Below are 22,863 nucleotides of genomic sequence, written 5' to 3' on the forward strand. Positions count from 1 at the left end.
GTGAGCGGAGGGGGGGACGCGGCCGGCCGACTCGTACGGCCGTTCGCACTCACCGGCGGGCGCACCAAGCCCAGCCGCGCGGACTTCACGCTGATCACCTCGGTCACGGCGGTGGATCCGCAGCCCGACGGGGGTACCCGGCCGCAGCCCGAGCACGCTCGGATCCTGCGGCTGTGCGCACGCCCGATCGTGGTGGCGGAACTCGCCGCACATCTGGACCTGCCGGTCAGCGTGGTCTGCATCATGCTCTGCGACCTGCTGGAGGCCGGCCGGATCACCGCCCGGTCCCCGCGCCAGATCTCGCGCACCACGGACATGGACCTGCTCCAGAAAGTGAGGGACGGCCTTGGCCGGCTCTGACCCGACCGCGAACGGGACCTCGGCGCCCGACACGGTCAAGATCCTCATCGCCGGCGGCTTCGGCGTGGGCAAGACGACGATGGTCGGCGCGGTCAGCGAGATCGTGCCCCTGCGCACCGAGGAACCCCTGACCACGGCCGGCCTCGGCATCGACGATCTCGACGGCATCGAGGAGAAGAAGGCCACCACCGTGGCCCTCGACTTCGGCCGCATCACCCTCAGCCAGGAACTGATCCTGTACCTCTTCGGTACGCCGGGACAGCAGCGGTTCTGGTTCATGTGGAACGACCTGTCGATCGGCGCGCTGGGGGCCGTGGTCCTCATCGACGTGCGCCGGCCGGAGTCCAGCTTCGCGGCGATCGACTTCTTCGAGCGCCGGGACATCCCGTTCGTCGTCGGGGTGAACGGCTTCCACGGTGAGCATCCGTACGAGCCGGACGAGATCCGGGAGGCGCTGGCACTGCCGGAGCACACTCCGGTCCTCCTGTGCGACGCACGGGACCGGGAGTCGTGCCGGGACGTGCTGATCGCGCTGATCGACCAGTTGATAGCGTCGGCGGCCCCGGGCGGCGGAAACGCGCACACGGCCTGAAGTCACGTGTAAGCAGGTGCCAGGACGACCTGGTCCCTGTGGGCAGCCTGTGAGTTCGCTGATTCTCATACCTCGCTCAGGATCGCCTCAGGGTCGCCCCAGATACGGCCCCGATCGTCACTGGCATGAACGAAACGAACGCGAGAGGCGTCCGGCAGCGTTCGGTCGAGACCGTGGTGCCGGTGTACAACGAGGCGCACGTACTCGCCGGGAGCATCGGCCGTCTCCACGCCTACCCCGAAGCCTCCTTCCCGTTCCCGTTCCGGATCACGGTTGCTGACAACGCCAGTACGGACGCCACCTGGCAGGCGGCGACCGACCTGACGCTCCGCCTCCCCCACGTCCACGCCGTCCATCTGGACGCCAAGGGCCGTGGGCGCGCCCTGAAGCACGTGTGGAGCCGCTCGACGGCCGACGTGGTCGCGTACATGGACGTCGGCCTGTCCACGGGCCTAGGGCGCTTCTGATGGATCTCCACAGCGCCGTGGCCATCGGCAGCCGGCTGCACCGCCAGTCCGACGTGGTGCGCGGCCCGAAGCACGAGTTGCTGGTCCTGGCCCAGCCCAACCGCCTGCGCATCCACGAAGTGCCGGTCGACCGGGTCGACGACCCCGACAGCCGCGTGGACATCGTCCGCACCGCCCTCGACGACCTCAGAGGCATACGCCGGATGCTGCGCGGCAGTCTCACCGGCCGCGCCCGGATCCCCGTACCGCACCGCAGGCCCGCACAGAGCAGCCAGAGTCCGACCGGCGCGCCTCAGCACACCAGCAGCCCCGCCCCCAGCTTGGAGTACGCGTCATGACGACCCTCGCCCCGCCGCCGACCCGGAACAGCGCGCCGCCGCACCCCAGCCGCCGGGCCGAACCCCCGACCGGCGGCGGAGGCCTCGCGGCCCGCGCCAAACGCCTGTTCACCGGCGCCCCCGAGGACCCGCGCTGGACCCGCCCCGCCCTCTGGGTCATCCTGCTGCTGGCCACGGCCCTGTACGCCTGGAACCTGCCCTCCATCACCGGCAACACCTTCTACAACGCGGCCGTGTACAGCGGCACGAAGAGCTGGAAGGCGTTCTTCTTCGGGGCGTTGGACTCGGGCAGCTTCATCACCGTCGACAAACCCCCCTTCGCCCTCTGGGTGATGGGCCTGTCGGCCCGCGTATTCGGTTACGGCACCTGGCAGTTGATGCTGCCGATGGTCGCGGTGGGCACCGGCTCGGTGGCGTTGCTGCACCGCATGGTCAAGCGTGACTTCGGCCCGGTGGCGGCGACGGTCGCGGCTCTCGCGCTCGCCCTCACCCCCATCACGGTGGCGATCACCCGGGACACCAACCCGGACCCGATCCTGGTCTTCCTGATGCTGCTGGGCGCGGCGGCCCTGATGAAGTCCGTGCGCACCGGCCGGCTGATGCCGCTGGTGTGGTCGGCGGTGGCGATCGGCTTCGCCTTCAACACCAAGATGATGCAGGCGTACGTCGTCCTGCCGGTCTTCTTCCTGGTCTACCTCTGGGCGGCGAACGCGGGCCTCGGCAGGCGCATCCGCAACCTGGCGGTGGCCACGGTGGCACTGGTCGTCTCCTCCGCCTGGTGGATGGTGGTCGTCGACCTGATCCCGGCCTCCTCCCGCCCGTACATCGGCGGTTCGACCGACAACACGGTCTGGGACCTGGTGATCGGCTACAACGGCTTCGGCCGTATCTTCGGGGCGAGTTCGTCGGCTGGTTCGGCGGGCAACGGCGCGAGCTTCGGGGGCAGTTCGGGCATCTACCGGATGTTCAACGAGATCATGGGCGGCCAGATCTCCTGGCTGATCCCCTTCGCCCTGATCGCCCTCGTGGCCGGCCTGGTCCTACGCGGCCGAGCCCCCCGCACCGACGCCAAGCGCGCGGCGCTGATGCTGTGGGGCGGCTGGTTCGTCGTGCACTACCTGACCTTCGCCCTCGCGGAGGGCACCTTCCACCCGTACTACGTCACCGCCATGGCCCCGGGTATCGCGGCCCTGGCCGGCGCCGGCGGCGTCATGCTCTACCGGGCCTTCCGGGAGGGTGCGGCGGCCAAGTGGGCGTGGGTTCTCCCGGTGGCGGTCGCGGCGAGCGCGGTCTGGGCGGTCGTCCTGCTCCAGCGGGTGTCCGGCTCCGGCACGCTGTACACGGTCGCGGAGATCGTGGTGGCCGTGGCGGCCACGGTCTCGGTCCTCGGCCTGCTGGCCGGCCGCTTCATGCGGCGCCGGCGCCTGCTGGGCATCGCGGCCCTGGCAGCGGTCGTCGCCCTCCTGGCGGGCCCCGCGGCCTACTCCCTCTCGGCGGCCACCAGCTCCACCAACGGCACGAACCCGACGGCCGGCCCCAGCACGGGCGGCGGCATGGGCGGCGGTATGGGTGGCGGCGATGGCGGTGCTCCGCAGGGCTCCACGGGTACGAGCGGCAGCAGCGGTACGAGCAACAGCGGCAGCCAGTCCATGGGGACGCCCCCGTCCGGCAACTCCTCGTCGTCCGGCACGCGTCCGAGCGGTGACGGCGGCGGTGGCGGCATGGGCGGCGGCACCCAAGTGTCGTCCGACATGATCACGTACCTCAAGAAGCACCAGGACGGGGCCACCTGGCTGCTGGCGGTGGCCACCGACCAGACGGCGTCCTCGATCATCCTGGAGTCGGGTCAGCCCGTGATCTCCATGGGCGGCTGGTCGGGCAGCGACAACGCGATGACCCTGGCCAAGCTCAAGAGCCTCGTGAAGTCCGGGAAGTTGCACTACATCATCGTCAGCAGCGACGGCGGCCAGGGCACCGACGCGGAGATCGCCACCTGGGTGAAGGAGAACGGCACGGCGGTCAACTCATCGGCGTACAGCACCAGTTCGCCGACAACGACGTCCACGTCCACCACGTCCACGTCGACCAGCAGCGGCCTGTACCGCCTGGACGCCACCGACGTCAGCTGACCGACCCGCATCTCCCTGCAGGGCGGGCCCTCGGACACTGTCCGGCGGCCCGCCCTTCCTCACAGGCAGTACCGGACCAGCCACTCGTCCTCGTTGTACGCGTCCCTCGCCGGATCCGGCACCGAGGCCGGCTGCCCGGCGACCATGTCCTCCACCCGTATCCGCTCCGGCAACTGCCCGAACCGGGCCTGCCGCGCCGCCTCGACAGTCTCCGTGGTCTTCACGTCGTACGTCATCCCACATCCCCGTTCCGCTGAGCCGACTGTTCCTCCAGCGTACGTGAGGGCCCCGGACGGACTCCTATTCCGCGTGAGCCGTCAACAGGCCCGCGAGCAGCGCGACGCGGGCCGGGACATGGGCCAGCACCACGTGTTCGTCGCGGGCATGGGCGCCTCCGCCCACCGGGCCCAGGCCGTCCAGGACCGGGCGTCGCAACGCGGAGACGAAGTTGCCGTCGCTCGCCCCGCCCACAGCTGTCTGACGGATCGCCAGTCCAAGCTCGACCGCCACCGACTCGGCCTGTTTGAAGAGGAGTTGGGAGGCCGGCGTCGGCACCATCGCCGGACGGTTCCAGTCGCCGGTGACGGACACCCGCACCCGGGGGTCGGAGGCCGTGAGGGCGGCCAGTTCGCTGTCGATCCGGGTCGCCTCGGCGGGGTCGGCGATGCGCACGTCGACACCGCAGCGGGCGTGTCCGGCGATGACGTTGCGTCCCGTACCGCCGCTGATCACACCGACGTTGACCGTGGTGCCGTGTTCGCGCGAGCCCAACCCGGCGATGCGCGTGACCAGTTCGGCAAGGGCGTGCACCGCGCTCGCGCCGCCGTACGGGTCGAGGCCCGCGTGTGCCTCCACCCCCTCCACGGCCACCTCGAAGAGGCCGACGCCCTTGCGGGCCGTCTTCAGGTCGCCCTCCTCCCCCGCCGCCGGCTCGCACACCAGCGTGGCCGCCACATGCTCGCTGAGCCGTTCGATGTGGGGGCGGGAGAACGGGCTGCCGATCTCCTCGTCGCCGTTGAGGAGCAGCCGCACCGTGGGACGCGGCAGGTTCCGTTCCCGCAGCAGGCGCAGCGCCCAGACCGCCTGCACCAGTCCGCACTTCATGTCGAAGGCGCCCGGCGCGCTCACCCGGCCGTCGTCCGTCACCGTGAACGGCCACTCGGCGAGAGTGCCGGCCGGCCACACGGTGTCGTAGTGGGCGAGCAGCAGCACCGTCGTCTGCGAGGTGCCCCGGTAGAGGAGCTCCAGTACGTCTCCGTACGCGCCGCCGTCGTGGCGCAGCGCCTCGTCGGGCGGGCCGAGACGCCGGTGCGCCCAGGTTTCGATGGCGGCGAGTCCGGCGGTCAGCAGTTCTTTGTCGTCACTGGGGGTTTCGTATGCGACCAGTGTCCGCAGGTCGTCGGTCATCTCGGGCAGGGCGGTGCGGGCAAGGGACTCGATGTCGCGCAACGGCACGGGCGGCTCTCCTCGTACACAGGAAGAAAAGGCAGGGGAAAGCCGGTAACTACCCAAGAAACCCGACGCCGAAAGTTACGCCGGGATTGCGTGACCCCTTGACGCGCCCGCTCCGAGTGCGTAGATATGACTGCGCAGTCATGACAGCGCAGTCAGAAACTCGGTCGAGCGCCGTCACAGGTCAGTCCAGCGCAGTTCCACTCAGCCCACGGCAGCCCGAGCCACCCTCCGGCTACCGTGGGGCACCGGCAACCGGGAGTCACCGTGACACGACAGACAGGACGGGGCGCCACTTCGTCGACGCCGCGCAGCGTCGACGTGGCGCGGCACGCGGGGGTCTCCCAGAAGACCGTGTCCCGGGTTCTCAACGGTGAGCGGTACGTCTCCGACGACGTGCGCCGCCGTGTTCTCCAGGCCGCCGAGGACCTCGGCTACCGGATGAACAACGCCGCCCGGGCCCTCGCCTCCGGGCGGACGAGGTCCATCGGGGTGGTGACACTGGGCACCGCCCTGTACGGGCCCGCGTCACTGCTGATGGGCATCGAGCGCGCCGTCCGGGACACCGGGTACGCGCTGCGGGTCGTCAACACGATGGAGGGCGACCCCGCGGGCGTCGCCGGCGCCGTCCGCTCACTCCTCGAACAGGGAGTGGACGGCATCGTCGTCTCCGAGCCCATCGACGAGGGCGAGGAAACGGGCGGCGGGAACATCTCCATCGACGTCGACGTACCCGTCCTGGTCATCGGTGCGCCCTCCCCCTTCGCCACTCCCCGCCCGGTCACCTCGGGCGGCGGCGCGGACCTCCTCACTCGAGCCGCCACCCAACACCTGCTGGATCTCGGACATCTGACGGTCCATCATCTCTCCGGGCCGCCACGCTGGTACGCGGCCAGGGACCGGCTCGCCGCCTGGCGGGCGGCGCTCGCCGCCCACGGCGCGCCCGAGCCGCCCGTCGTCGTGGGCGACTGGTCGGCCGCCTCCGGATACACAGCGGGCCGTGCACTCGCGGCCGATCCGTCGGTGACCGCCGTGTTCGCCGCCAACGACGACATGGCGATCGGGCTGATCCGGGCGCTGACGGAGGCCGGCCGGCGTGTGCCGGACGACGTGAGCGTGGTCGGGTTCGACGACATCCCGGTCGCCGCGTACGTCACCCCGCCCCTGACCACGGTCCGCCAGCCGTTCGACGCCGTGGCGCAGGAAGGCCTCAAGCGGCTCCTGCACGCCATCGAGAACCCGGACGCGGATCCCCTGCCGCCGAGCGACCCACCGGTCGACCTCGTCGTACGGTCCTCCACCGCACCCCCGCCCCACCGGTAGCTCCACCCGCAGCCCCACCGACAAGAGGCCGTGTACCGACCCACAGGTACACACCAGCCCTCCCGGCTGTCGCCTCCCCTTTCCTCACCTCTCTCCCTTCGCCCCCGGCCGGAGTTCACCATGCGCAAAACCATCGCCTCTCCCTCTGCCATCAGCCGCCGTCTCCTCCTCACCGCGGCCGGTGCCGCCTCGCTCGGTGCGGCCCTGACCGCCTGTGGCGGGGGCGGGTCCGGCGGCTCCACCTCGTCGGAGCCGGTCAGCCAGGCCGACATCGACAAGGCCATGCAGACACCGACCGAGCTGACGTTCTGGACGTGGGTCCCGGACATCGCGCAGGAGATCGCGCTGTTCGAGAAGAAGTACCCGGCGATCAAGGTCAAGGCCGTCAACGCCGGTCAGGGCGTCCCGCAGTACACGAAGCTGCGTACGGCCCTCAAGGCCGGCAGCGGTGCCCCGGACATGGTGCAGATCGAGTACCAGGCCATCCCGACCTTCACGATCACCGACAGTCTGCTCGACCTGCGGCCGTACGGCGCCTCGGAGCTCAAGTCGTCGTTCGTCGACTGGACCTGGGGCCAGGTCAGCGGCAGCGGCGGCGAGGTGTGGGCGGTCCCGCAGGACACCGGCCCGATGGGCATGCTGTACCGGCAGGACATCTTCGACAAGCACGGCATCGACGTCCCCAAGACCTGGGACGAGTTCGCCGAGGCCGCGCGCAAGCTGCACAAGGCCGACCCGGACGTCTATCTGACCAACCTCGCCGCGAACCAAGTGGCCGCCTGGCACGGCCTGTTGTGGCAGGCGGGCGCCAAGCCGTACGTCACCTCCGGCAAGAGCGACATCACCATCAGTGTCGACGACGCGGTCTCCAAGAAGCTCGGCGCGTTCTGGGGCGGGCTGGCCCAGGAGGGTGTCATCGGGGTCGAGCCCGACTTCACCGACTCCTGGTACGCCGCGCTCAACAAGGGCAAGTACGCCACCTGGATCGTCGGCGCCTGGGGCCCGGCCTTCCTCTCCGGTTCGGCCAAGGACACCTCCGGCAAGTGGCGGGCGGCGCCCATGCCGCAGTGGGACGCGTCCGCGCCGAGCGCGGGCAACTGGGGCGGTTCGACGACCGCGGTCATCCGGTCGACCAAGAACCCCATCGCGGCGGCGGAGTTCGCGAAGTTCCTCAACACCGACCCCGAGAGCGCGAAGATGTTCGCGACGAAGCAGTTCTTCTTCCCGGCCACCAAGGCCCTGCTGGCGGACGCGAGTTACATCGGCGACACGCCCGCCTTCTACGGCGGCCAGAAGGTCAACGAGGTCTTCGCCGGCATCAGCGACCAGGTCGACCCGGCCTTCCAGTGGCCGCCGTTCCTCGACCAGGTGGCCACGGACTGGACGGAGACCGTCGGCCTGTCCCTGGCCCGGAAGACCGACACGGTCGCCGCGCTCGGCGGCTGGCAGTCCCGGATCACCACCTACGCCAAGGGCCAGGGCTTCACCGTGAAGGCGGCCCCCTGATGTCCACGACGTCGACAGCACCGGCCGCGTCGCCCGCGTCCGCTGCCCCGGCGCGCCGCCGCTCCCGGGGCGGCCTGCGCCCCGGGGCGGCGGGCCCGCTGTTCATCGCGCCCTTCATGGTCCTCTTCCTCCTCCTCTTCCTCGCCCCGCTCGGCTACGCCGCCTACCTCAGCCTGTTCGAGGAGAAGCTGATCGGCGGCACCTCGTTCGTCGGCCTGCAGAACTACGTCACCGCGGTCCAGGACCCGGAGCTTCGCGAGGGTGTCGTCCGGGTGGCGACCTTCTTCGTGATCCAGGTCCCGGTGATGCTGCTGCTGGCCCTGCTCTTCGCGCTCGCGCTGGACAGCGGCCTGCTGCGCCTGGCCCGGGTGATCCGGCTGGGCATCTTCGTGCCGTACGCCGTCCCGAGCGTGGTCGCCACCCTGATGTGGGGCTACCTCTACGGCCCGGACTTCGGCCCGTTCGCCCAGCTCAGCGACAAACTGGGGCTGCCGGCCCCGCACTTCCTGACCGACAGCTGGATGCTCGGCAGCCTGGCGAACATCGTGACCTGGGAGTTCGTCGGCTACAACATGATCATCCTGTACGCGGCCCTGCGGACCATTCCGTCGGACCTGTACGAGGCCGCCGCACTGGACGGCGCGGGGGCCTGGCGGGTCGCCTGGTCCATCAAACTCCCGGCGCTGCGGCCCGCGTTGACCCTCACCGTGCTGTTCTCGGTGATCGGCAGCTTCCAGCTCTTCAACGAGCCCAACCTGCTGATGAAGATCGTCCCGGACGTCATCGACAGCTCGTACACCGCCAACCTCTACGCCTACACGCTCGCCTTCACCAGCCAGCAGATCAACTACGCGGCTGCCGTCTCCTTCCTCCTCGGCCTGGTCATCGTGATCATCTCGTACGCCTTCCTGCTCACCGCGAACCGCAGGAGGCCCGCGTGACCACCACAACTCCCCCTGCGACCACTGTGGTCCGTACGGCGGACAAGGCATCCGCATCCGCCGAGCGGCGGCGGCGCCGGCAACCGTCCGGCCGCCGCAGCACACCCCTCACGATCGCCATGCTGGCGGTGCTCGCCTACTTCCTCCTCCCCCTCGTCTGGCTGCTGATCGCCTCGACGAAGAGCACCCGGGATCTGATCAACACCTTCGGCCTGTGGTTCTCCGAGGCCCCGCAACTGCTGACGAACATCCGCGCGACGTTCAGCCAGGACGACGGCGTCTTCCTGCGCTGGCTGATCAACACCTTCGTGTACGCCGGTGTCAGCGCCGTCGGTGCCGCGCTGCTGGCGGCCGCGGCGGGGTACGGGTTCGCCAAGTTCCGGTTCCGCGGGAACGGCGCCGCCTTCAACCTCGTACTCGGCGCGGTCATGGTGCCGACGACCGCGCTGGCCATTCCGACGTACCTGCTGTTCGCCAAGGTGGGGCTGGTGAACACGCCGTGGGCGATCATCCTGCCCTCGCTGGTGAGTCCCTTCGGCCTCTATCTCATGCGGGTGTACGCGCAGGACGCCGTGCCCGACAGCATCCTCGAAGCGGCCCGGATGGACGGGGCCGGCGAGTTCCGGATCTTCTTCCTGATCGTGCTGCGGCTGCTGTCGCCGGGTCTGGTGACCGTGCTGCTGTTCACGCTGGTGGCGACCTGGAACAACTACTTCCTGCCGCTGATCATGCTCAACGACTCGGATCTGTACCCGATCACGCTCGGGCTCTCCGCCTGGGCCGCCCAGGCGCAGAACGGCGGGGCGGGCGCCAGCAGCGACATGCTCGCGCTCGTCGTGACCGGCTCGATGATCTCGGTGGTCCCGCTGGTCGTGGCGTTCGTGCTGCTCCAGCGGTACTGGCAGAGCGGTCTGGCCACCGGCGGAGTCAAGCAGTAGCGCGCGCATTTCGCATACCGTTGTTCACCGTTTCCTCGGAGGTTCCCTTTCATGGCGGCTCTGCCTGCCCGTGTCCTCTTCGGCGCCGCGTACTACCACGAGTACACGCCCGCCTACGGCGACCGTCCCCAGCCCGACGAGCGGCTCAAGACCGACCTGGACCTGATGGCCGACGCGCATTTCACCGTCATCCGGGTCGGCGAGTCGGTCTGGTCGACCTGGGAGCCGGAGAACGGCCGCTTCGACCTGGACTGGCTCCAGCCGGTGCTCGACGGCGCCCACGAGCGCGGCATCTCCGTCATCCTCGGCACGCCGACGTACGCGGCGCCGCCGTGGCTGGCCCGCCAGTACCCGGAGATCACCGCCGAGCACGCCACCGGGCAGCGCCTCGGCTGGGGCGCCCGCCAGGAGATCGACTTCACCCACCCGGCCTTCCGCTTCCACGCCGAGCGGGTGATCCGCAAGATGGTCGCGCGGTACGCCGACCACCCCGCGGTCATCGGCTTCCAGGTGGACAACGAGCCGGGCCTGCACCAACTCCACAACCGCGGTGTCTTCGAGCGCTTCGTGGACCACCTGCGGGAGAAGTACGGGGACGTCGAGACCCTCAACCGCGAGTGGGGCCTGGTCTACTGGTCGCACCGCCTGTCCACGTGGGCCGACCTGTGGACGCCGGACGGCAACGAGCAGCCGCAGTACGACGTCGCCTGGCGGGAGTTCCAGGCCCGCCAGTGCACCGAGTTCATCGGCTGGCAGGCCGACATCGTCCGCGAGTACGCCCGCCCCGGGCAGTTCGTCACCACCTGCATCTCCTACACCCGCTCCGCCATCGAGGACGACGAGCTCACCGACCGCCTCGACATCGCCACCGGCAACCCGTACTACGACATGCAGGACGGCCTGCTGCTGCCGGACCCCACGCCCGACGACCACGAGCAGAAGTGGAAGACGACCGGCGTGTGGTCGATGTACCAGACCGCCGACTGGATGTTCTCCTCGCGTCAGGAGCCGTTCCTGGTCACCGAGACCAACGCCCAGAGCATCGGTATGGCGTGGGACAACCGGCCCGGCTACGACGGCCAGTGGCGCCAGGCCGCCTGGGCGCACGTCGGCCGCGGGGCCCGCATGATCGAGTACTGGCAGTGGCAGACCCTGCGCTTCGGCGCGGAGACCTACTGGGGCGGCGTCCTGCCGCACAGCGGCCGGCCCGGCCGTACCTATGCCGAGATCGCCCGCCTCGGCGCGGAGTTCGACGCCGCCGGCCCGCTCGTCGCAGGGCTGGAGCCGGACGCCGACATCACGATGGTGTACTCGATGCCCAGCAAGTGGCTGATGCAGAAGCACCCGCCGCTCGCGACCGCCGACGGCGACCCGGACCCCACCGCCTACCACCGCATCTTCGACCCGTTCTACCGGGGCGCCTTCGACGCCGGCCGCCAGGTCCGGATCGTCCACGCCCGCCAGCTCCACGACCCGCGCGGCGAACGGGAGGGCCTCACCCCCGAGGAGGCGGTGGTCCGGCACCCGGTCCTGGTCGTCCCGGCGCTGTACGTCGTCGACGACACGACCCTCGACTGGCTCGCCGCGTACGCCCACGCGGGCGGCCACCTGGTCCTCGGCCCGCGCTCGGCGTACGCGGACCACGAGGCGCGGGCCCGCCACGAACTCGCCCCCGGGCGCCTGGTGGACGCGGCGGGCGTCAGCTACGACGAGTTCAGCAACCTGGCGCAGGCGATCCCGGTGCGTGGCGTGCCCGGCGGCCCGCTCCGACTGCCGGACGGCGCGACGGCGACGCACTGGGCCGACAGTCTCACCGTCGCCGACGCCGAGCCGCTGGTCACGTACGACCACCCGCACTTCGGCCGCTGGCCCGCGGTCACCACCCGCCGCCACGGCGCGGGCCAGGTGACGTACGTCGGCACGGTGCCGGGCCGCGACCTCGCCCGGGAACTGGCGACCTGGCTGGCCCCCAGCGCCCGCAGCACCTGGGGTGACCTCCCGGCCTCGGTCACGGCGACCACCGGCACCTCCGAGGACGGGCGGCGCGTGCACATCGTCCACAACTGGAGCTGGGAGCCCGTGCGCGTCACGGCCCCGGCCGACCTGACGGACGTACTGGACGGCGGCGCCGGGATCCCGACGGGCACCGAGCTGGACCTCGGCGCCTGGGACGTCCGGGTGTTCAGCACGGAGGCCTGAGGCGCGGGAACGTCAACTGGCGTGAAAGAGGGGCCTGTTGGCGTCGTACGACGTCAACAGGCCCCTCTTCGCTCCCGATGCGCGGGGCGGGGTGACGGTCGGACGGTGTAGCGGGCTACACCAAGCATCCGGGAGAACGGTCCCTCGTGGTGGCGGGCCGGCGACGGGATCGTAGTCGTCAGAGATCGCACCGCGAGCCAATGATGTGAAGGGACCCACTCCATGCCCTCGAACCGCCGTCGTGGACGTCGTACCGCCGCCATCGCCACCACCGTTGCCGCCGTCACGCTGACCGCCGGACTCCTCACCGGCTGCGAGGACCTCGACAACTCCCTGGGCTGCCTCAGCAACGCCGACTCGATCTCGGACAGCATCAAGGCGATCAACGAAGCCGGCTGGGACGCGGTGAAGGATCCGTCGAAGACAGACGACTCCATCGACACCATCGACAAGAACCTGGACAAGATCAACAAGGAGACGGACGACAACGAGGTCGACAAGGCCGCCGACGACCTCGGCAAGGCCATCGACGACTACAACAAGTCCATCCTGAACGGCGACACGACCCCGGACTCCAGCAGGATCGACGCCGCCGCCGACAAACTCAAGGACGTCTGCACCTCGTGACGAGACCCGGCCCGACCAAGCGGAAGCCGTCGTCGGAGCCGGCCTCGCTCAGTCCTGCGGTTTCCCCGGTTCCCCTGGTTCCTCCGGTGTCGCCGGCGGCTCGGTGGGTGTCGGCGCGGGCGGGCGGAAGAGCACGGCCCGGGCCACGGGTGGCGCGAACAGGGCGGTGACGGGCTCGGAGAGGGTCAGCACGGAGCGGAAGGCGCGCCCCACGACGGGGTCACCGGGGGCCCGCTCCGTGACCCGGCTCAGGTACCAGCCCGCGACGCGGTCCGCGGGCCCGCCCGCGACGGCGGTGCCGACCGCGCCCGGCATCGTACGGTCCGCTCCGGCGGAGATGTCCCACGCCTGCCGGGACGCCGCGAGGAGCACCTGCTGCACGCGCCGCGTGGTGGGCGTCCGGCGCCGGTCCGCGAGCGCGTCCCGCAGGGCGACCGCGCTCATCGCGGCGATGGCCATGCCCTGCCCGTAGATCGGATTGAAGGTGCACAGGGCGTCGCCGGTGGCGAGGAATCCGGCCGGACGGCGGCCGGGCAGGTCGTAGCGGCGACGGATGTTCGAGGTCCGCCGGTTGCCGAACGCCGGCGTGAGCGGTTCGGCGTCGTCCAGCCACCGGTCCAGGAGCGGATGCCCCAGCCGCTTGGTGTACGCCTCGAACTCGTCGTCGTCCGTGGGCGGTTCGTCGCCGCGCAGCCCCGAGACGATGACCAGATGGCTGCCGTCCTCCAGCGGCAGCGCACCGCCGCCGTGGGGTTGGTCGGGGCCGGCGTAGACGTAGTAGCCGAGGGTCTCGCCGCCGAGGGCGCCGTTCCTGCCGCGGTAGATGCGGGAGGCGTAGGCGAGCCCGGTGTCGATGGTCTCCTCGGGCGCAGTCTCGGCGCCGATCGCCGCGAGCCACTGCGGTGCCTTGGTGCCGCTGCCGGAGGCGTCGACGACCAGATCGGCCTCCAGGGCCCGGTGCTCCGCGCCGGCTCCGCCGGAGCGGTCCCGCAGCAGTACGCCCCGCACACGCGAGGAGTCACCGAGAAGCCCGACGGCATCGGTCCCCTCCACCACGCTGATCACCGGGTCGGCGAGAACCCGCCGCCGCACCAGCCCCTCCAACTGCGCGCGGGAACCGGTGTAGATGTGCGTCGACGCGGGCAGCCGGCGGAACCAGCGGCCGTTCTGCCACATCACCATGTCCGACGGCATGCCCACCCGCGGCGCACCCGCCGCCCGTAGCTCTTCCAGGAAGCCCGGCAGCAACGACTCCAGGGCCAACTGCCCGCCCTTCAGCAGGACATGCGGATGCCGTCCCTGCGGTACGCCGGGCCGTGACCCGGTGCCGTCCGGGAACCGGTCGCGCTCGACGACGGTCACCCGATCGGCGTATCCGGCCAGGACGTGCGCCGCGAGGAGCCCCGCGAGGCTCCCGCCCACGACGACGGCATGCCGCCCGCCCCCGCTCTCGCCCCAACGGCCCGTACCTACGGCAGAGTTCACCGATCCGCTCCCTTGGTCGCCACGTCGTGAGAAGACCAAGTATCCCGCCCCGCACAGCGGGTTGACCGTGTTCCGGCCCTTCTGCTGCGTGAGACGGGATGACCGGCTCAGCCGGAGAAACGCGTGTCAGCCCTCGTCCGGCGTCAACCGCAGCGAGATGCTGTTGATGCAGTACCGCTGATCGGTCGGAGTCGGATACCCCTCCCCCTCGAACACATGACCGAGATGCGACCCGCACCGCGCACACCGCACCTCGGTGCGCACCATCCCGAGCGAGCGGTCCGAGATCAGCTCCACCGCGTCCGTGTCCTTCGGGTCGAAGAAGGACGGCCAGCCGCAGTGCGACTCGAACTTCGTGTCCGAGGTGAAGAGTTCGGCACTACAGGCCCGGCAGGAGTAGACGCCCTTCGTCTTGGTGTCGGTGTACTCACCCACGAAGGCGGGCTCCGTGCCGGCCCGACGCAGGACCGTGTACTCGGCCGGCGTCAGCTCCGCGCGCCATTCCTCGTCCGGCTTTTCGACGTCGTACGACATGAAGCTCAGCCCCTTACTGCGAAAGTCACCGTGACAGGCGGTCCAGGATCCGCGGACCCAGGTCGGTCACATCACCCGCGCCCATGGTGAGAACGAGATCACCGGGCTTCGCCATTCCCGCGACGATCTCGGGCACCTCGGCCTTGTCGGACACGGCCGTCACATCCGCGCCCGCGGCCCGCGCGGCATCGATGATCAGCGTGCTCGTGACGCCCGGGATCGGGTCCTCGCGGGCCGGGTAGATGTCGAGGACGACCGACGCGTCCGCCAGCGCCAGCGACCCGCCCATCTCCTTGCCCAGCTCCTGGGTGCGGGAGAAGAGGTGTGGCTGGAAGACGACCAGGATGCGTGCGTCACCGACCGCCGCCCGCATCGCCTCCAGGTCCGCCGTCATCTCGGTCGGGTGGTGCGCGTACGAGTCGATGACCTGGACGCCCGCCGCCTCGCCCTTCAGCTGGAGCCGCCGCTTCACCCCCGTGTACGCCGCCAGGGCGGCCGCCAGCTCACCGGCGGGCACACCCAGCGCGACGCCCGCCGCCAGCGCGGCCACCGCGTTGTGCGCGTAGTGCCGGCCGGGAACGGACACGGTGAAAGTGATCCGATCCCCGTCCAGCTCGACGGTCACCTCGCTCTTCAGCCCCTGGGGCACGACGGACAGCACCCGCACATCCGCGTCCGCCGACTCCCCGTACGTCACCACCCGCACGGAGTCCGGCAGGCGCCGCGTCAGCTCGCGGGCGCCCTCGTGGTCGGCGGAGATCACCAGCGTGCCGCCGGGCACGATGCGGCCCGCGAACGTCTCGAACGACTCGTAGATCTCGTCCATGGAGGCGTAGTTGGCGTGGTGGTCGAGTTCGACGTTGAGGACGATCGCGACCTCGGGCGCGTACTTGTGGAAGCTGCGGTCCGATTCGTCCGCCTCGGCCACGAAGATCTCGCCGTCGCCGTGCAGGGCGTTCGAGCCGGGCGCGTCCAGGTCGCCGCCGATCGCGTACGAGGGGCTGCGCCCCAGCGCGCTCAGCGACACCGCCAGCATCGACGTGGTCGTCGTCTTGCCGTGCGTGCCCGCGACCGCGATCGGCCGCAGACCGTCCATCAGCCGGGCGAGCGCGTCCGAACGGTGGACCACCGGAATCCCCAGCTCCGCCGCCCGCGCCAGCTCCGGGTTGTCCGCGCGGATCGCGGAGGAGACGACGACACACGTGGCGTCGTCGGCGAGATGCCCGGCCGCATGCCCGATGTGCACGGTCGCCCCCAGCGCCCGCAGCGCCGCAGCGGTCTCCGACTCCTTGGCATCACTCCCGGCCACCGCGGCCCCGCGCTGCGCAAGAATCTTCGCGATCCCCGACATCCCGGCGCCCCCGATGCCGATGAAGTGCGGTCGGTCCATGGCGGAAGGAAGGCCGGGTGCCATGTGCGTTTCTCCCCAGATGCGGTACGAAGCTGAGCCCCCAGCCTATTAGCCAGACCGACGGCACTTAACAAGGGACGCCGCGGAGGCGTACGTAGGGGCGCGGGGAACTGCGCGACCAGCCCCCACTCACCCGCACCCGAAGAACTACACCTTGCTGTGCGAGAACAACTTCAACACCGGCACCCCCACCTTGTGCCGAGCCCGAGAAGCCCAGTCCCGGTGGAAGAACTCCTCCACGTAGTGGGGATCGGTCAGCACGATCACCTCATCCGCCTCGATCTCGTCCACCAACCCCCTCAACGCATCGAGCGGATGGTCCTCGACGATCCGCCCCTCCGCCTCATGGCCAGAACTCCGCAGCGCCGTCAGAGACACCTCCAGTGCCTGCTCCCCCAGAGCAACCGCGTCCTTGCCCTCGGGCGTCTCCCGTTCGTGTGCCGCCTCGTCCAGCTCGCCGAGGGCAATGTCGTCGATGGCCCGCAGCAGGCGGTCGGCCTGGTCGCCGCGGGGTTGGAGCAGTACGTGGAAGGCGACGTCCTCGTCTCCGTGCAAGGTGGTGACGAACTCCACGTCGGCGGACGTCAGGGCCTTCTCGATCATCAGTACGCTTGTGAACACGACAGGCGCCCTTCTGCTCCGTGGGCCGTCCGTAGGCCCCTGCGGAAACCATCCTGCCCCGTGATCGCACGGGGGCTGCGAAATTTAGTGTGCCCAGCGAAAGCTAAACGGAACGACAGATTCCATATCGTGTCGGGACGAGTGACACCCGAACGGGACCTCGCACGTCACGAGCGGCAATACCTGCTGAACAGGAACCCGGCCTCCTCCAGCAAGGACACCAGTTCGAAGCGCCGGGGGACCTGCACCGAGGGCCCGCCGGAGATCCGCTGGGCGTCCCCCACCGTGAGCATCGGGGAGATCGTCAGACACAGCTCGTCGAGCACACCGGCCGCCACCAGCTGACCCAGCAGCCGCGGCCCGCCCTCGGAGAGCAGCCGCGTGTGACCGAGGCCGACGAGGGCCTGTACGGCGCGCGCCGGGTCCACGCCCATGCCGTCGCCGGCGACGACCACCTGGGCGCCCGCCTTCTCGGCCGCGGCGACACGGTCGGGAGCTGCGGCGGCGCCGGTGAGGATCAGGGTGGGCACCAGGGGCGAGGTGAACAACGGGAGCGAGAAGTCGAGCTCCAGGCTCGCGCTGACGATGGCGACCGCCGCCGCCTCCGCCTGCCCTGCCGCCGCCCGGGCCGCGGCGAACTCCGCACGCGCGCGTGCCGGCCGATAACCCTCCTGGCGTACCGTTTCCGCACCGACGAGCACCACGTCGGCCAGCGCCCTCAGGGTGCCGAAGACGCGCATGTCTGTCGCGGAGGAGATCGGCTGGGAACGGCCGTCGTGCTGGGCGGCGCCGTCGAGCGTGGACACCATGTTGGCCCGCAGCCATGCTTCCGGGCGCCCGTTCACCCGCTCGGGGTACGCGTAGGCGGCGGCCAGCTCGTCGAGGCTCCACTCGCGGTCGACCGCCCCGGAACCCCCGGGCGAGCCACCGGCACCACTGCCACCCGGGGCCCCTCCCGAGGTCCCGGCCACTGTCTCTTCGGTCACAGGGAACAGGCGTCGCATGCCAGGCAGTCTTACATGACGCCTACCATGGGGAACCGTGCCTACCACCCCCGCCGTCCCCGGTTACGGTCCGATAGCCGACGCGGCCCCGCTGTCCCTGTGCGTCCGTGAGCCGCGTGTCCCCGCGGACCGGCTGGTCGCCGAGATGGTGCCGCCGCCCCGGTTCGACTCGGTGCGCTTCGGTACGTACATCCCGGACCCCAACCAGCCCAGCCAGACCGAGGCCGTCCGCGTCCTCGACGGCTTCGCCGGCGGGCTCGGCGGGGCGCACGCCGTGGGGGGCGGCAAACGGGGGTTCTTCGGGTTCGGGAAGGTCAAGGCGTCCAAGGTGCCGACCGGCCCCCGCGGCGTCTACCTCGACGGCGGTTACGGCGTCGGCAAGACGCACCTCCTCGCCTCCCTCTGGCACGCCACCCCGGCCGAGCCCGCGCTCAAGGCCTTCGGCACCTTCGTGGAGCTGACAAACCTCGTCGGCGCCCTCGGGTTCCAGAAGACCGTCCAGACCCTTTCCGGCCACCGGCTCCTCTGCATCGACGAGTTCGAACTGGACGACCCGGGCGACACCGTCCTGGTGTCGACCCTCCTCGGCAAGCTCGTCGACGCGGGCGTCGCGCTAGCCGCCACCTCGAACACCCTGCCGGGCAAGCTCGGCGAGGGCCGGTTCGCGTCGGTCGACTTCCTGCGCGAGATCCAGGGCCTGTCCGCGCACTTCCGCTCGCTGCGCATCGACGGCGAGGACTACCGCCACCGGGGGCTGCCCCAGGCCCCGGCGCCGTACTCCGAGGAGCAGGTGACCAAGGCGGCGTACGCCACCCAGGGCGCGTCGCTCGACGACTTCCCGCATCTGCTCGACCACCTCTCCCGCGTGCACCCCAGCCGGTACGGCGCCCTCACGGACGACCTGAAGGCCGTGTGCCTCACCGATGTGCGGCCGGTTCCGGACCAGTCGACGGCGTTGCGCCTGGTCGTGCTCGCCGACCGGCTGTACGACCGCGAGGTGCCGGTGCTCGCCTCCGGCATGCCCTTCGACCAGTTGTTCAGCGAGGAGATGCTGAACGGCGGCTACCGCAAGAAGTACTTCCGCGCGATCTCCCGGCTGACCGCTCTCGCCCGCGACGCCAAGGGCCTCGTAGAGCCTGCTTAGTCAGCAAGTCGGGCATCATATGAACTTCCCCAGGTCAAGGGCCAGTTCACGTCATCCCACCCATGCTTTCAGGCTCTCTTCAGCATGAAACGCTAAGTTAACCCTGCAAACAACTTCGCACGGTTAACGTGTTTCTTGACCCGCCGTTGACCAACCGTTGACGCATACGAGAGACCTCGATCCGCCGCGATCGACCATCACCTGCCTGGAGGGGGGCGCATGTTCCGAGGTACGACGGCCAGGACCGTGGTTTCACTCCTCGCCGCCGCCCTGCTGGCCCTCCAGTTCTTCGCCCCCACGGCATCCTTCGCATCCGCGCACACGGTCCGTCAGGCCGAGGCCAAGACCGAGCCCAGAAACAAACCCCGGGCCGAAGCGCTGCGCGACGAGTGGGTTACCTGCGGTAATGACGGCCGCTCCAACGACCCCGGCCGGCCCCTGCACATCCGCGACCGGCATCGAATCGTCGATTCGGGTCCCGAGGCGCCCGAGCGCCCGCTCCTGACCGCGGACCCCACGGCCCCGCACGAACCGGAAACGCGCGTCAGCTCCCGCCATCAGGCGCCCAGATCACTGACCGCGCACACCCAGGCCGCACTACAGGTGTTCCGCTGCTGACAGCGGAGCCCGTCCCCCCACGTTCCGTCATTCACGTCCGACTGTCATGTACGTCCGACGCGCCATCGAGGCGCGCCAGGAGGAGTCACCACATGCAGCCCCTCATCGACAACGCCCGCACCTTCGGTCAGCGCCCTGAGGAGTTCGCCAAGCTCGCCGAAGGCCAGTCCCCCCAGGTCCTGTTCATCACCTGCTCCGATTCCAGGGTCGTACCGGCCCTGATCACAGGTGCCAGGCCCGGCGAGCTCTTCGAGCTGCGCACCGCAGGCAACATCGTCCCGCCGTACGCCTCAGGCCGCCCCACCGGCGAGGCGGCCACCATCGAGTACGCCGTGGAGGTTCTCGGCGTCAGCGACATCGTGGTCTGCGGCCATTCCCACTGCGGTGCCGTCGGCGCCCTGGTGCGCGGCGACGACCTCACCGCCGTTCCCGCCGTACGCGACTGGCTCGCGCACGCAGCCGACGACCCCACGGCCACAGCCACGGCCCCGTCCGACACCGACGACCCCACGGTCGCCTCGGGCGTCCAGAACCACGTCCTGGCCCAGTTGCTGCGGCTGCGCTCCTACCCGTGCGTGGACCAACGCCTGGCCAGGGGCCAACTGCGGTTGCGCGGCTGGTACTACGAAGTGCACACCGGGTCCGTGCGCGAACACCGCGCCGCCACCGACACGTTCGAAGCGCTGTGAGCGCCGACATGACCAAAAACCCTCACCTCATGACCAAGTTTCCTCATCTGCGGCAGGACTTCGCCGCCTCGCTCGTCGTGTTCCTGGTCGCCCTGCCGCTGTGCGTGGGCGTCGCCGTCGCCTCCGGTGTGCCGGCCGAACTCGGCCTGGTCACCGGCATCGTGGGCGGTATCGTCACCGGACTCCTGCCGGGCAGCAGCCTCCAGGTGTCCGGACCCGCGGCCGGCCTCACGGTGCTGGTCTTCGAGGCCGTACGGGAGCACGGCCTGCCCGCGCTCGGCGTGATCGTGCTCACCGCCGGGCTGCTCCAACTCGCCATGGGCGCCCTGAAACTGGGGCGCTGGTTCCGGGCCATCTCGGTGTCCGTCGTCGAGGGCATGCTGGCCGGAATCGGGCTCGTGATCATCGCCGGGCAGCTGTATGCGGCGGCCGGGCTGAAGGCGCCGGCCGCCGGGCTCGACAAGATCGCCGGGCTGCCCGGAGCGGCGGTCGAGGCCGCGGGGAGCGGCAGCGCGCTGGCCTCCCTCGCCATCGGCGCGGGCACGATAGCCGTGATCGTCCTGTGGCAGCGGCTGCCGAAGAAGGTGCGGGCGGTGCCGGGCGCGCTCGCCGCGGTGGTCCTGGCGACCGTCGTCACCCTCGTCTTCAGCCTGCCGGTGGCAACCGTCGAGGTGAAGGGCCTGCTGGACGCCGTCCAGCTGCCCGGGCTCGGCGCCTTCGGCGAACTGGCGAGCCTGAGCGTCCTCGGCACGGTCGTGGCGTTCACGCTGATCGCGTCCGCCGAGAGCCTGTTCAGCGCCGCCGCGGTGGACCGGCTGCACGACGGCCCGCGCACGCGGTACGACAAGGAGCTGATGGCCCAGGGCGTCGGCAACACCGTGTGCGGGGCGCTGGGCGCACTGCCGATGACCGCCGTGATCGTCCGCAGCTCGGCGAACCTCCAGGCGGGAGCGCGGACGAAGGCGTCCCGGGTCCTGCACGGCGTGTGGCTGCTGCTGTTCGCGGCGCTGCTGCCCGGCGTGCTGGCGTACATCCCGCTGCCCGCGCTGGCCGGCATCCTCGTCCACGCGGGCTGGAAGCTCATTCCGCTGCGCGGGGTCGCCTCGCTGTGGCGCGAGCACCGGGGTGAGGCGCTGATCCTGGTGATCACGGCCGTCGCGATCGTGTCCGTGAACATGTTCGAGGGCGTGCTGATCGGGCTGGCCCTGTCGGTGGGCAAGACCGCCTGGGAGGCCTCGCATCTCAAGCTGGACGTCATAGACAAGGGCGCCGGACCCGTCCAGGCGTATCTGTCGGGCAACGCGACCTTCCTGCGGCTGCCGAAGATCCTCGACAGCCTGGAGGCGCTGCCCCAGGACCGGCCGATCGAGCTGGACCTGTCGGGCCTGCACCACCTGGACCACGCCTGCCGCACGGCCCTGGAGAGCTGGGCGGAGCGGCACAGCGCGGTCGGCACGGAACCGGTCAAGATGATGACGACGCCGTAGCCTCCGCGAACGTCACGGCCTTTGCGGCCTTCGTGTGCGAGGTTGCCCGGTCCGAGGCTCGACCCGAGCCCCGGACCGGGCATATCGTTTGTTAAGGGTGCCAACCGGCACGCACGGGGACGGCTGCGAGGGGTCGTCATCATGCTTGAGGAACTGCTGACCGCGGGCATCGCCGCCGCATCCGCCGGACTCGTCTACATCGGAGCGGCGGCGCGGATCGTCAAGCAGTACGAGCGCGGGGTCGTCCTCCGGTTCGGCCGCCTCGCGGGCGACGTACGACCGCCCGGGTTCACCCTGGTGGTCCCGCTCGTGGACCGGCTGCACAAGGTCAACATGCAGATCGTCACGCTGCCGGTGCCGGCCCAGGAGGGCATCACCCGCGACAACGTGACGGTCCGCGTGGACGCGGTCGTCTACTTCAAGGTGATCGACGCGGCGAACGCACTCATCGAGGTCGAGGACTACAAGTTCGCCGTCTCCCAGATGGCCCAGACCTCGCTGCGCTCGATCATCGGCAAGAGCGACCTGGACGACCTCCTCTCCAACCGGGAGAAGCTCAACCAGGGCCTGGAGCTGATGATCGACAGTCCGGCGATCGGCTGGGGCGTGCAGATCGACCGGGTCGAGATCAAGGACGTGTCGCTGCCGGAGACCATGAAGCGGTCGATGGCCCGCCAGGCCGAGGCCGACCGTGAACGCCGGGCCCGGATCATCAACGCGGACGCCGAGCTGCAGGCCTCGAAGAAGCTCGCGGAGGCCGCCGAGGTGATGTCCGAGCAGCCCGCCGCACTCCAACTCCGGCTGCTCCAGACCGTGGTGGCGGTCGCGGCCGAGAAGAACTCGACACTCGTCCTGCCCTTCCCGGTGGAACTGCTCCGCTTCCTGGAACGGGCACAGGCCCAGCAGCCGCCGCCCCCAGGCGGTTCACCCGGGTGAGGCGCGCTACGCGCGTGGTTCCCGAGGCCCGTGCGGCGTGATACACACAGCAAGGTCACAGT

General features: G+C 70.3%; 23 protein-coding genes. 16 read left to right on the forward strand and 7 right to left on the reverse strand.

The genetic code is table 11. The annotated features are described in order from the left end of the window. From ACH4TV_RS24255 to ACH4TV_RS24275, 5 genes are all read left to right on the forward strand, one after another. Window positions 1-360 carry a DUF742 domain-containing protein gene (locus ACH4TV_RS24255; protein ID WP_398401386.1) on the forward strand — a complete coding sequence of 120 codons (360 nt, stop codon included), beginning with the start codon at window positions 1-3 and terminating at the stop codon, window positions 358-360. Beyond that, the gene (locus ACH4TV_RS24260; RefSeq protein WP_398401388.1) at window positions 347-952 is read left to right on the forward strand and encodes a GTP-binding protein; all 606 of its coding nucleotides are present in this window, start codon (window positions 347-349) and stop codon (window positions 950-952) included. The genes ACH4TV_RS24255 and ACH4TV_RS24260 overlap by 14 nt, the downstream gene beginning before the upstream one ends. Before the next feature lie 125 nt (window positions 953-1,077). Further along, entirely contained in the window at window positions 1,078-1,419 is a 342-nt protein-coding gene (locus ACH4TV_RS24265) for a glycosyltransferase (protein ID WP_398401390.1), read from the forward strand. Next, window positions 1,419-1,757 (forward strand): hypothetical protein, encoded by a 339-nt coding sequence (locus tag ACH4TV_RS24270; protein ID WP_398401392.1) that lies wholly within the window; start codon window positions 1,419-1,421, stop codon window positions 1,755-1,757. The genes ACH4TV_RS24265 and ACH4TV_RS24270 overlap by 1 nt, the downstream gene beginning before the upstream one ends. Beyond that, window positions 1,754-3,886 (forward strand): ArnT family glycosyltransferase, encoded by a 2,133-nt coding sequence (locus ACH4TV_RS24275; protein WP_398401394.1) that lies wholly within the window; start codon window positions 1,754-1,756, stop codon window positions 3,884-3,886. The genes ACH4TV_RS24270 and ACH4TV_RS24275 overlap by 4 nt, the downstream gene beginning before the upstream one ends. 59 nt (window positions 3,887-3,945) lie before the next feature. Here the strand turns inward: ACH4TV_RS24275 and ACH4TV_RS24280 are convergent, their stop codons facing one another. Both ACH4TV_RS24280 and ACH4TV_RS24285 read right to left on the reverse strand, forming a co-directional pair. Beyond that, window positions 3,946-4,122, reverse strand: a complete 177-nt coding sequence (locus ACH4TV_RS24280) for a hypothetical protein (RefSeq protein ID WP_398401395.1) — start codon at window positions 4,120-4,122, stop codon at window positions 3,946-3,948. Between the two features lie 64 nt (window positions 4,123-4,186). Further along, window positions 4,187-5,341 carry a M20 family metallopeptidase gene (locus ACH4TV_RS24285; protein ID WP_398401396.1) on the reverse strand — a complete coding sequence of 385 codons (1,155 nt, stop codon included), beginning with the start codon at window positions 5,339-5,341 and terminating at the stop codon, window positions 4,187-4,189. A 264-nt stretch (window positions 5,342-5,605) separates the two neighbouring features. On the opposite strand from ACH4TV_RS24285, the gene ACH4TV_RS24290 reads away from it, so the two are divergent. The 6 genes from ACH4TV_RS24290 (at window position 5,606) to ACH4TV_RS24315 (ending at window position 12,872) form a co-directional block, all read left to right on the forward strand. Next, a complete protein-coding gene (locus ACH4TV_RS24290; RefSeq protein ID WP_398401397.1) occupies window positions 5,606-6,661 on the forward strand; it encodes a LacI family DNA-binding transcriptional regulator in 1,056 nt (351 codons plus the stop codon). A gap of 120 nt (window positions 6,662-6,781) precedes the next feature. Further along, the gene (locus ACH4TV_RS24295; protein ID WP_398401399.1) at window positions 6,782-8,167 is read left to right on the forward strand and encodes an ABC transporter substrate-binding protein; all 1,386 of its coding nucleotides are present in this window, start codon (window positions 6,782-6,784) and stop codon (window positions 8,165-8,167) included. After that, entirely contained in the window at window positions 8,167-9,108 is a 942-nt protein-coding gene (locus ACH4TV_RS24300; protein WP_398401401.1) for a carbohydrate ABC transporter permease, read from the forward strand. Before ACH4TV_RS24295 ends, ACH4TV_RS24300 begins: the two co-directional genes overlap by 1 nt. After that, on the forward strand, window positions 9,105-10,046 hold the full coding sequence (locus tag ACH4TV_RS24305; RefSeq protein WP_398401403.1) for a carbohydrate ABC transporter permease: 942 nt from the start codon (window positions 9,105-9,107) through the stop codon (window positions 10,044-10,046). Before ACH4TV_RS24300 ends, ACH4TV_RS24305 begins: the two co-directional genes overlap by 4 nt. Window positions 10,047-10,097: 51 nt before the next feature. Next, a complete protein-coding gene (locus ACH4TV_RS24310; protein ID WP_398401405.1) occupies window positions 10,098-12,245 on the forward strand; it encodes a beta-galactosidase in 2,148 nt (715 codons plus the stop codon). Window positions 12,246-12,467: 222 nt separating this feature from the next. Beyond that, entirely contained in the window at window positions 12,468-12,872 is a 405-nt protein-coding gene (locus tag ACH4TV_RS24315; protein WP_398401407.1) for a hypothetical protein, read from the forward strand. A 48-nt stretch (window positions 12,873-12,920) separates the two neighbouring features. Here ACH4TV_RS24315 and ACH4TV_RS24320 read toward each other — a convergent pair whose 3' ends face one another. From ACH4TV_RS24320 to ACH4TV_RS24340, 5 genes are all read right to left on the reverse strand, one after another. Then, window positions 12,921-14,294, reverse strand: coding sequence for an NAD(P)/FAD-dependent oxidoreductase (locus ACH4TV_RS24320; protein WP_398401637.1), 1,374 nt, complete (start codon window positions 14,292-14,294; stop codon window positions 12,921-12,923). A gap of 189 nt (window positions 14,295-14,483) precedes the next feature. Further along, complete coding sequence (gene msrB, locus ACH4TV_RS24325; RefSeq protein WP_398401409.1) at window positions 14,484-14,891, reverse strand: peptide-methionine (R)-S-oxide reductase MsrB; 408 nt, start codon at window positions 14,889-14,891, stop codon at window positions 14,484-14,486. Window positions 14,892-14,916: 25 nt separating this feature from the next. Then, on the reverse strand, window positions 14,917-16,305 hold the full coding sequence (gene murC, locus ACH4TV_RS24330) for a UDP-N-acetylmuramate--L-alanine ligase (RefSeq protein ID WP_398401411.1): 1,389 nt from the start codon (window positions 16,303-16,305) through the stop codon (window positions 14,917-14,919). A gap of 144 nt (window positions 16,306-16,449) precedes the next feature. Further along, window positions 16,450-16,923: an indole-3-glycerol phosphate synthase gene (locus tag ACH4TV_RS24335; protein WP_398401413.1), complete on the reverse strand. Its 474-nt coding sequence runs from the start codon at window positions 16,921-16,923 to the stop codon at window positions 16,450-16,452. A gap of 167 nt (window positions 16,924-17,090) precedes the next feature. Further along, window positions 17,091-17,927: a pyrimidine reductase family protein gene (locus ACH4TV_RS24340; protein ID WP_398401415.1), complete on the reverse strand. Its 837-nt coding sequence runs from the start codon at window positions 17,925-17,927 to the stop codon at window positions 17,091-17,093. A gap of 37 nt (window positions 17,928-17,964) precedes the next feature. Here ACH4TV_RS24340 and zapE point away from each other — a divergent pair, with 37 nt between their 5' ends. The 5 genes from zapE (at window position 17,965) to ACH4TV_RS24365 (ending at window position 22,801) form a co-directional block, all read left to right on the forward strand. Further along, on the forward strand, window positions 17,965-19,071 hold the full coding sequence (zapE, locus tag ACH4TV_RS24345) for a cell division protein ZapE (RefSeq protein ID WP_398401417.1): 1,107 nt from the start codon (window positions 17,965-17,967) through the stop codon (window positions 19,069-19,071). A 219-nt stretch (window positions 19,072-19,290) separates the two neighbouring features. Then, window positions 19,291-19,689, forward strand: coding sequence for a hypothetical protein (locus tag ACH4TV_RS24350; protein ID WP_398401420.1), 399 nt, complete (start codon window positions 19,291-19,293; stop codon window positions 19,687-19,689). A 92-nt stretch (window positions 19,690-19,781) separates the two neighbouring features. Next, entirely contained in the window at window positions 19,782-20,378 is a 597-nt protein-coding gene (locus ACH4TV_RS24355) for a carbonic anhydrase (protein ID WP_398401422.1), read from the forward strand. A gap of 8 nt (window positions 20,379-20,386) precedes the next feature. After that, the gene (locus tag ACH4TV_RS24360) at window positions 20,387-21,865 is read left to right on the forward strand and encodes a SulP family inorganic anion transporter (RefSeq protein WP_398401425.1); all 1,479 of its coding nucleotides are present in this window, start codon (window positions 20,387-20,389) and stop codon (window positions 21,863-21,865) included. 141 nt (window positions 21,866-22,006) lie between these two features. Continuing rightward, entirely contained in the window at window positions 22,007-22,801 is a 795-nt protein-coding gene (locus ACH4TV_RS24365) for a slipin family protein (RefSeq protein ID WP_398401427.1), read from the forward strand. The last annotated feature ends 62 nt before the right edge of the window (window positions 22,802-22,863 follow it).

Source organism: Streptomyces sp. NPDC020898 (assembly GCF_044333925.1).
In the GTDB taxonomy this organism is placed as follows: Bacteria; Actinomycetota; Actinomycetes; order Streptomycetales; family Streptomycetaceae; genus Streptomyces.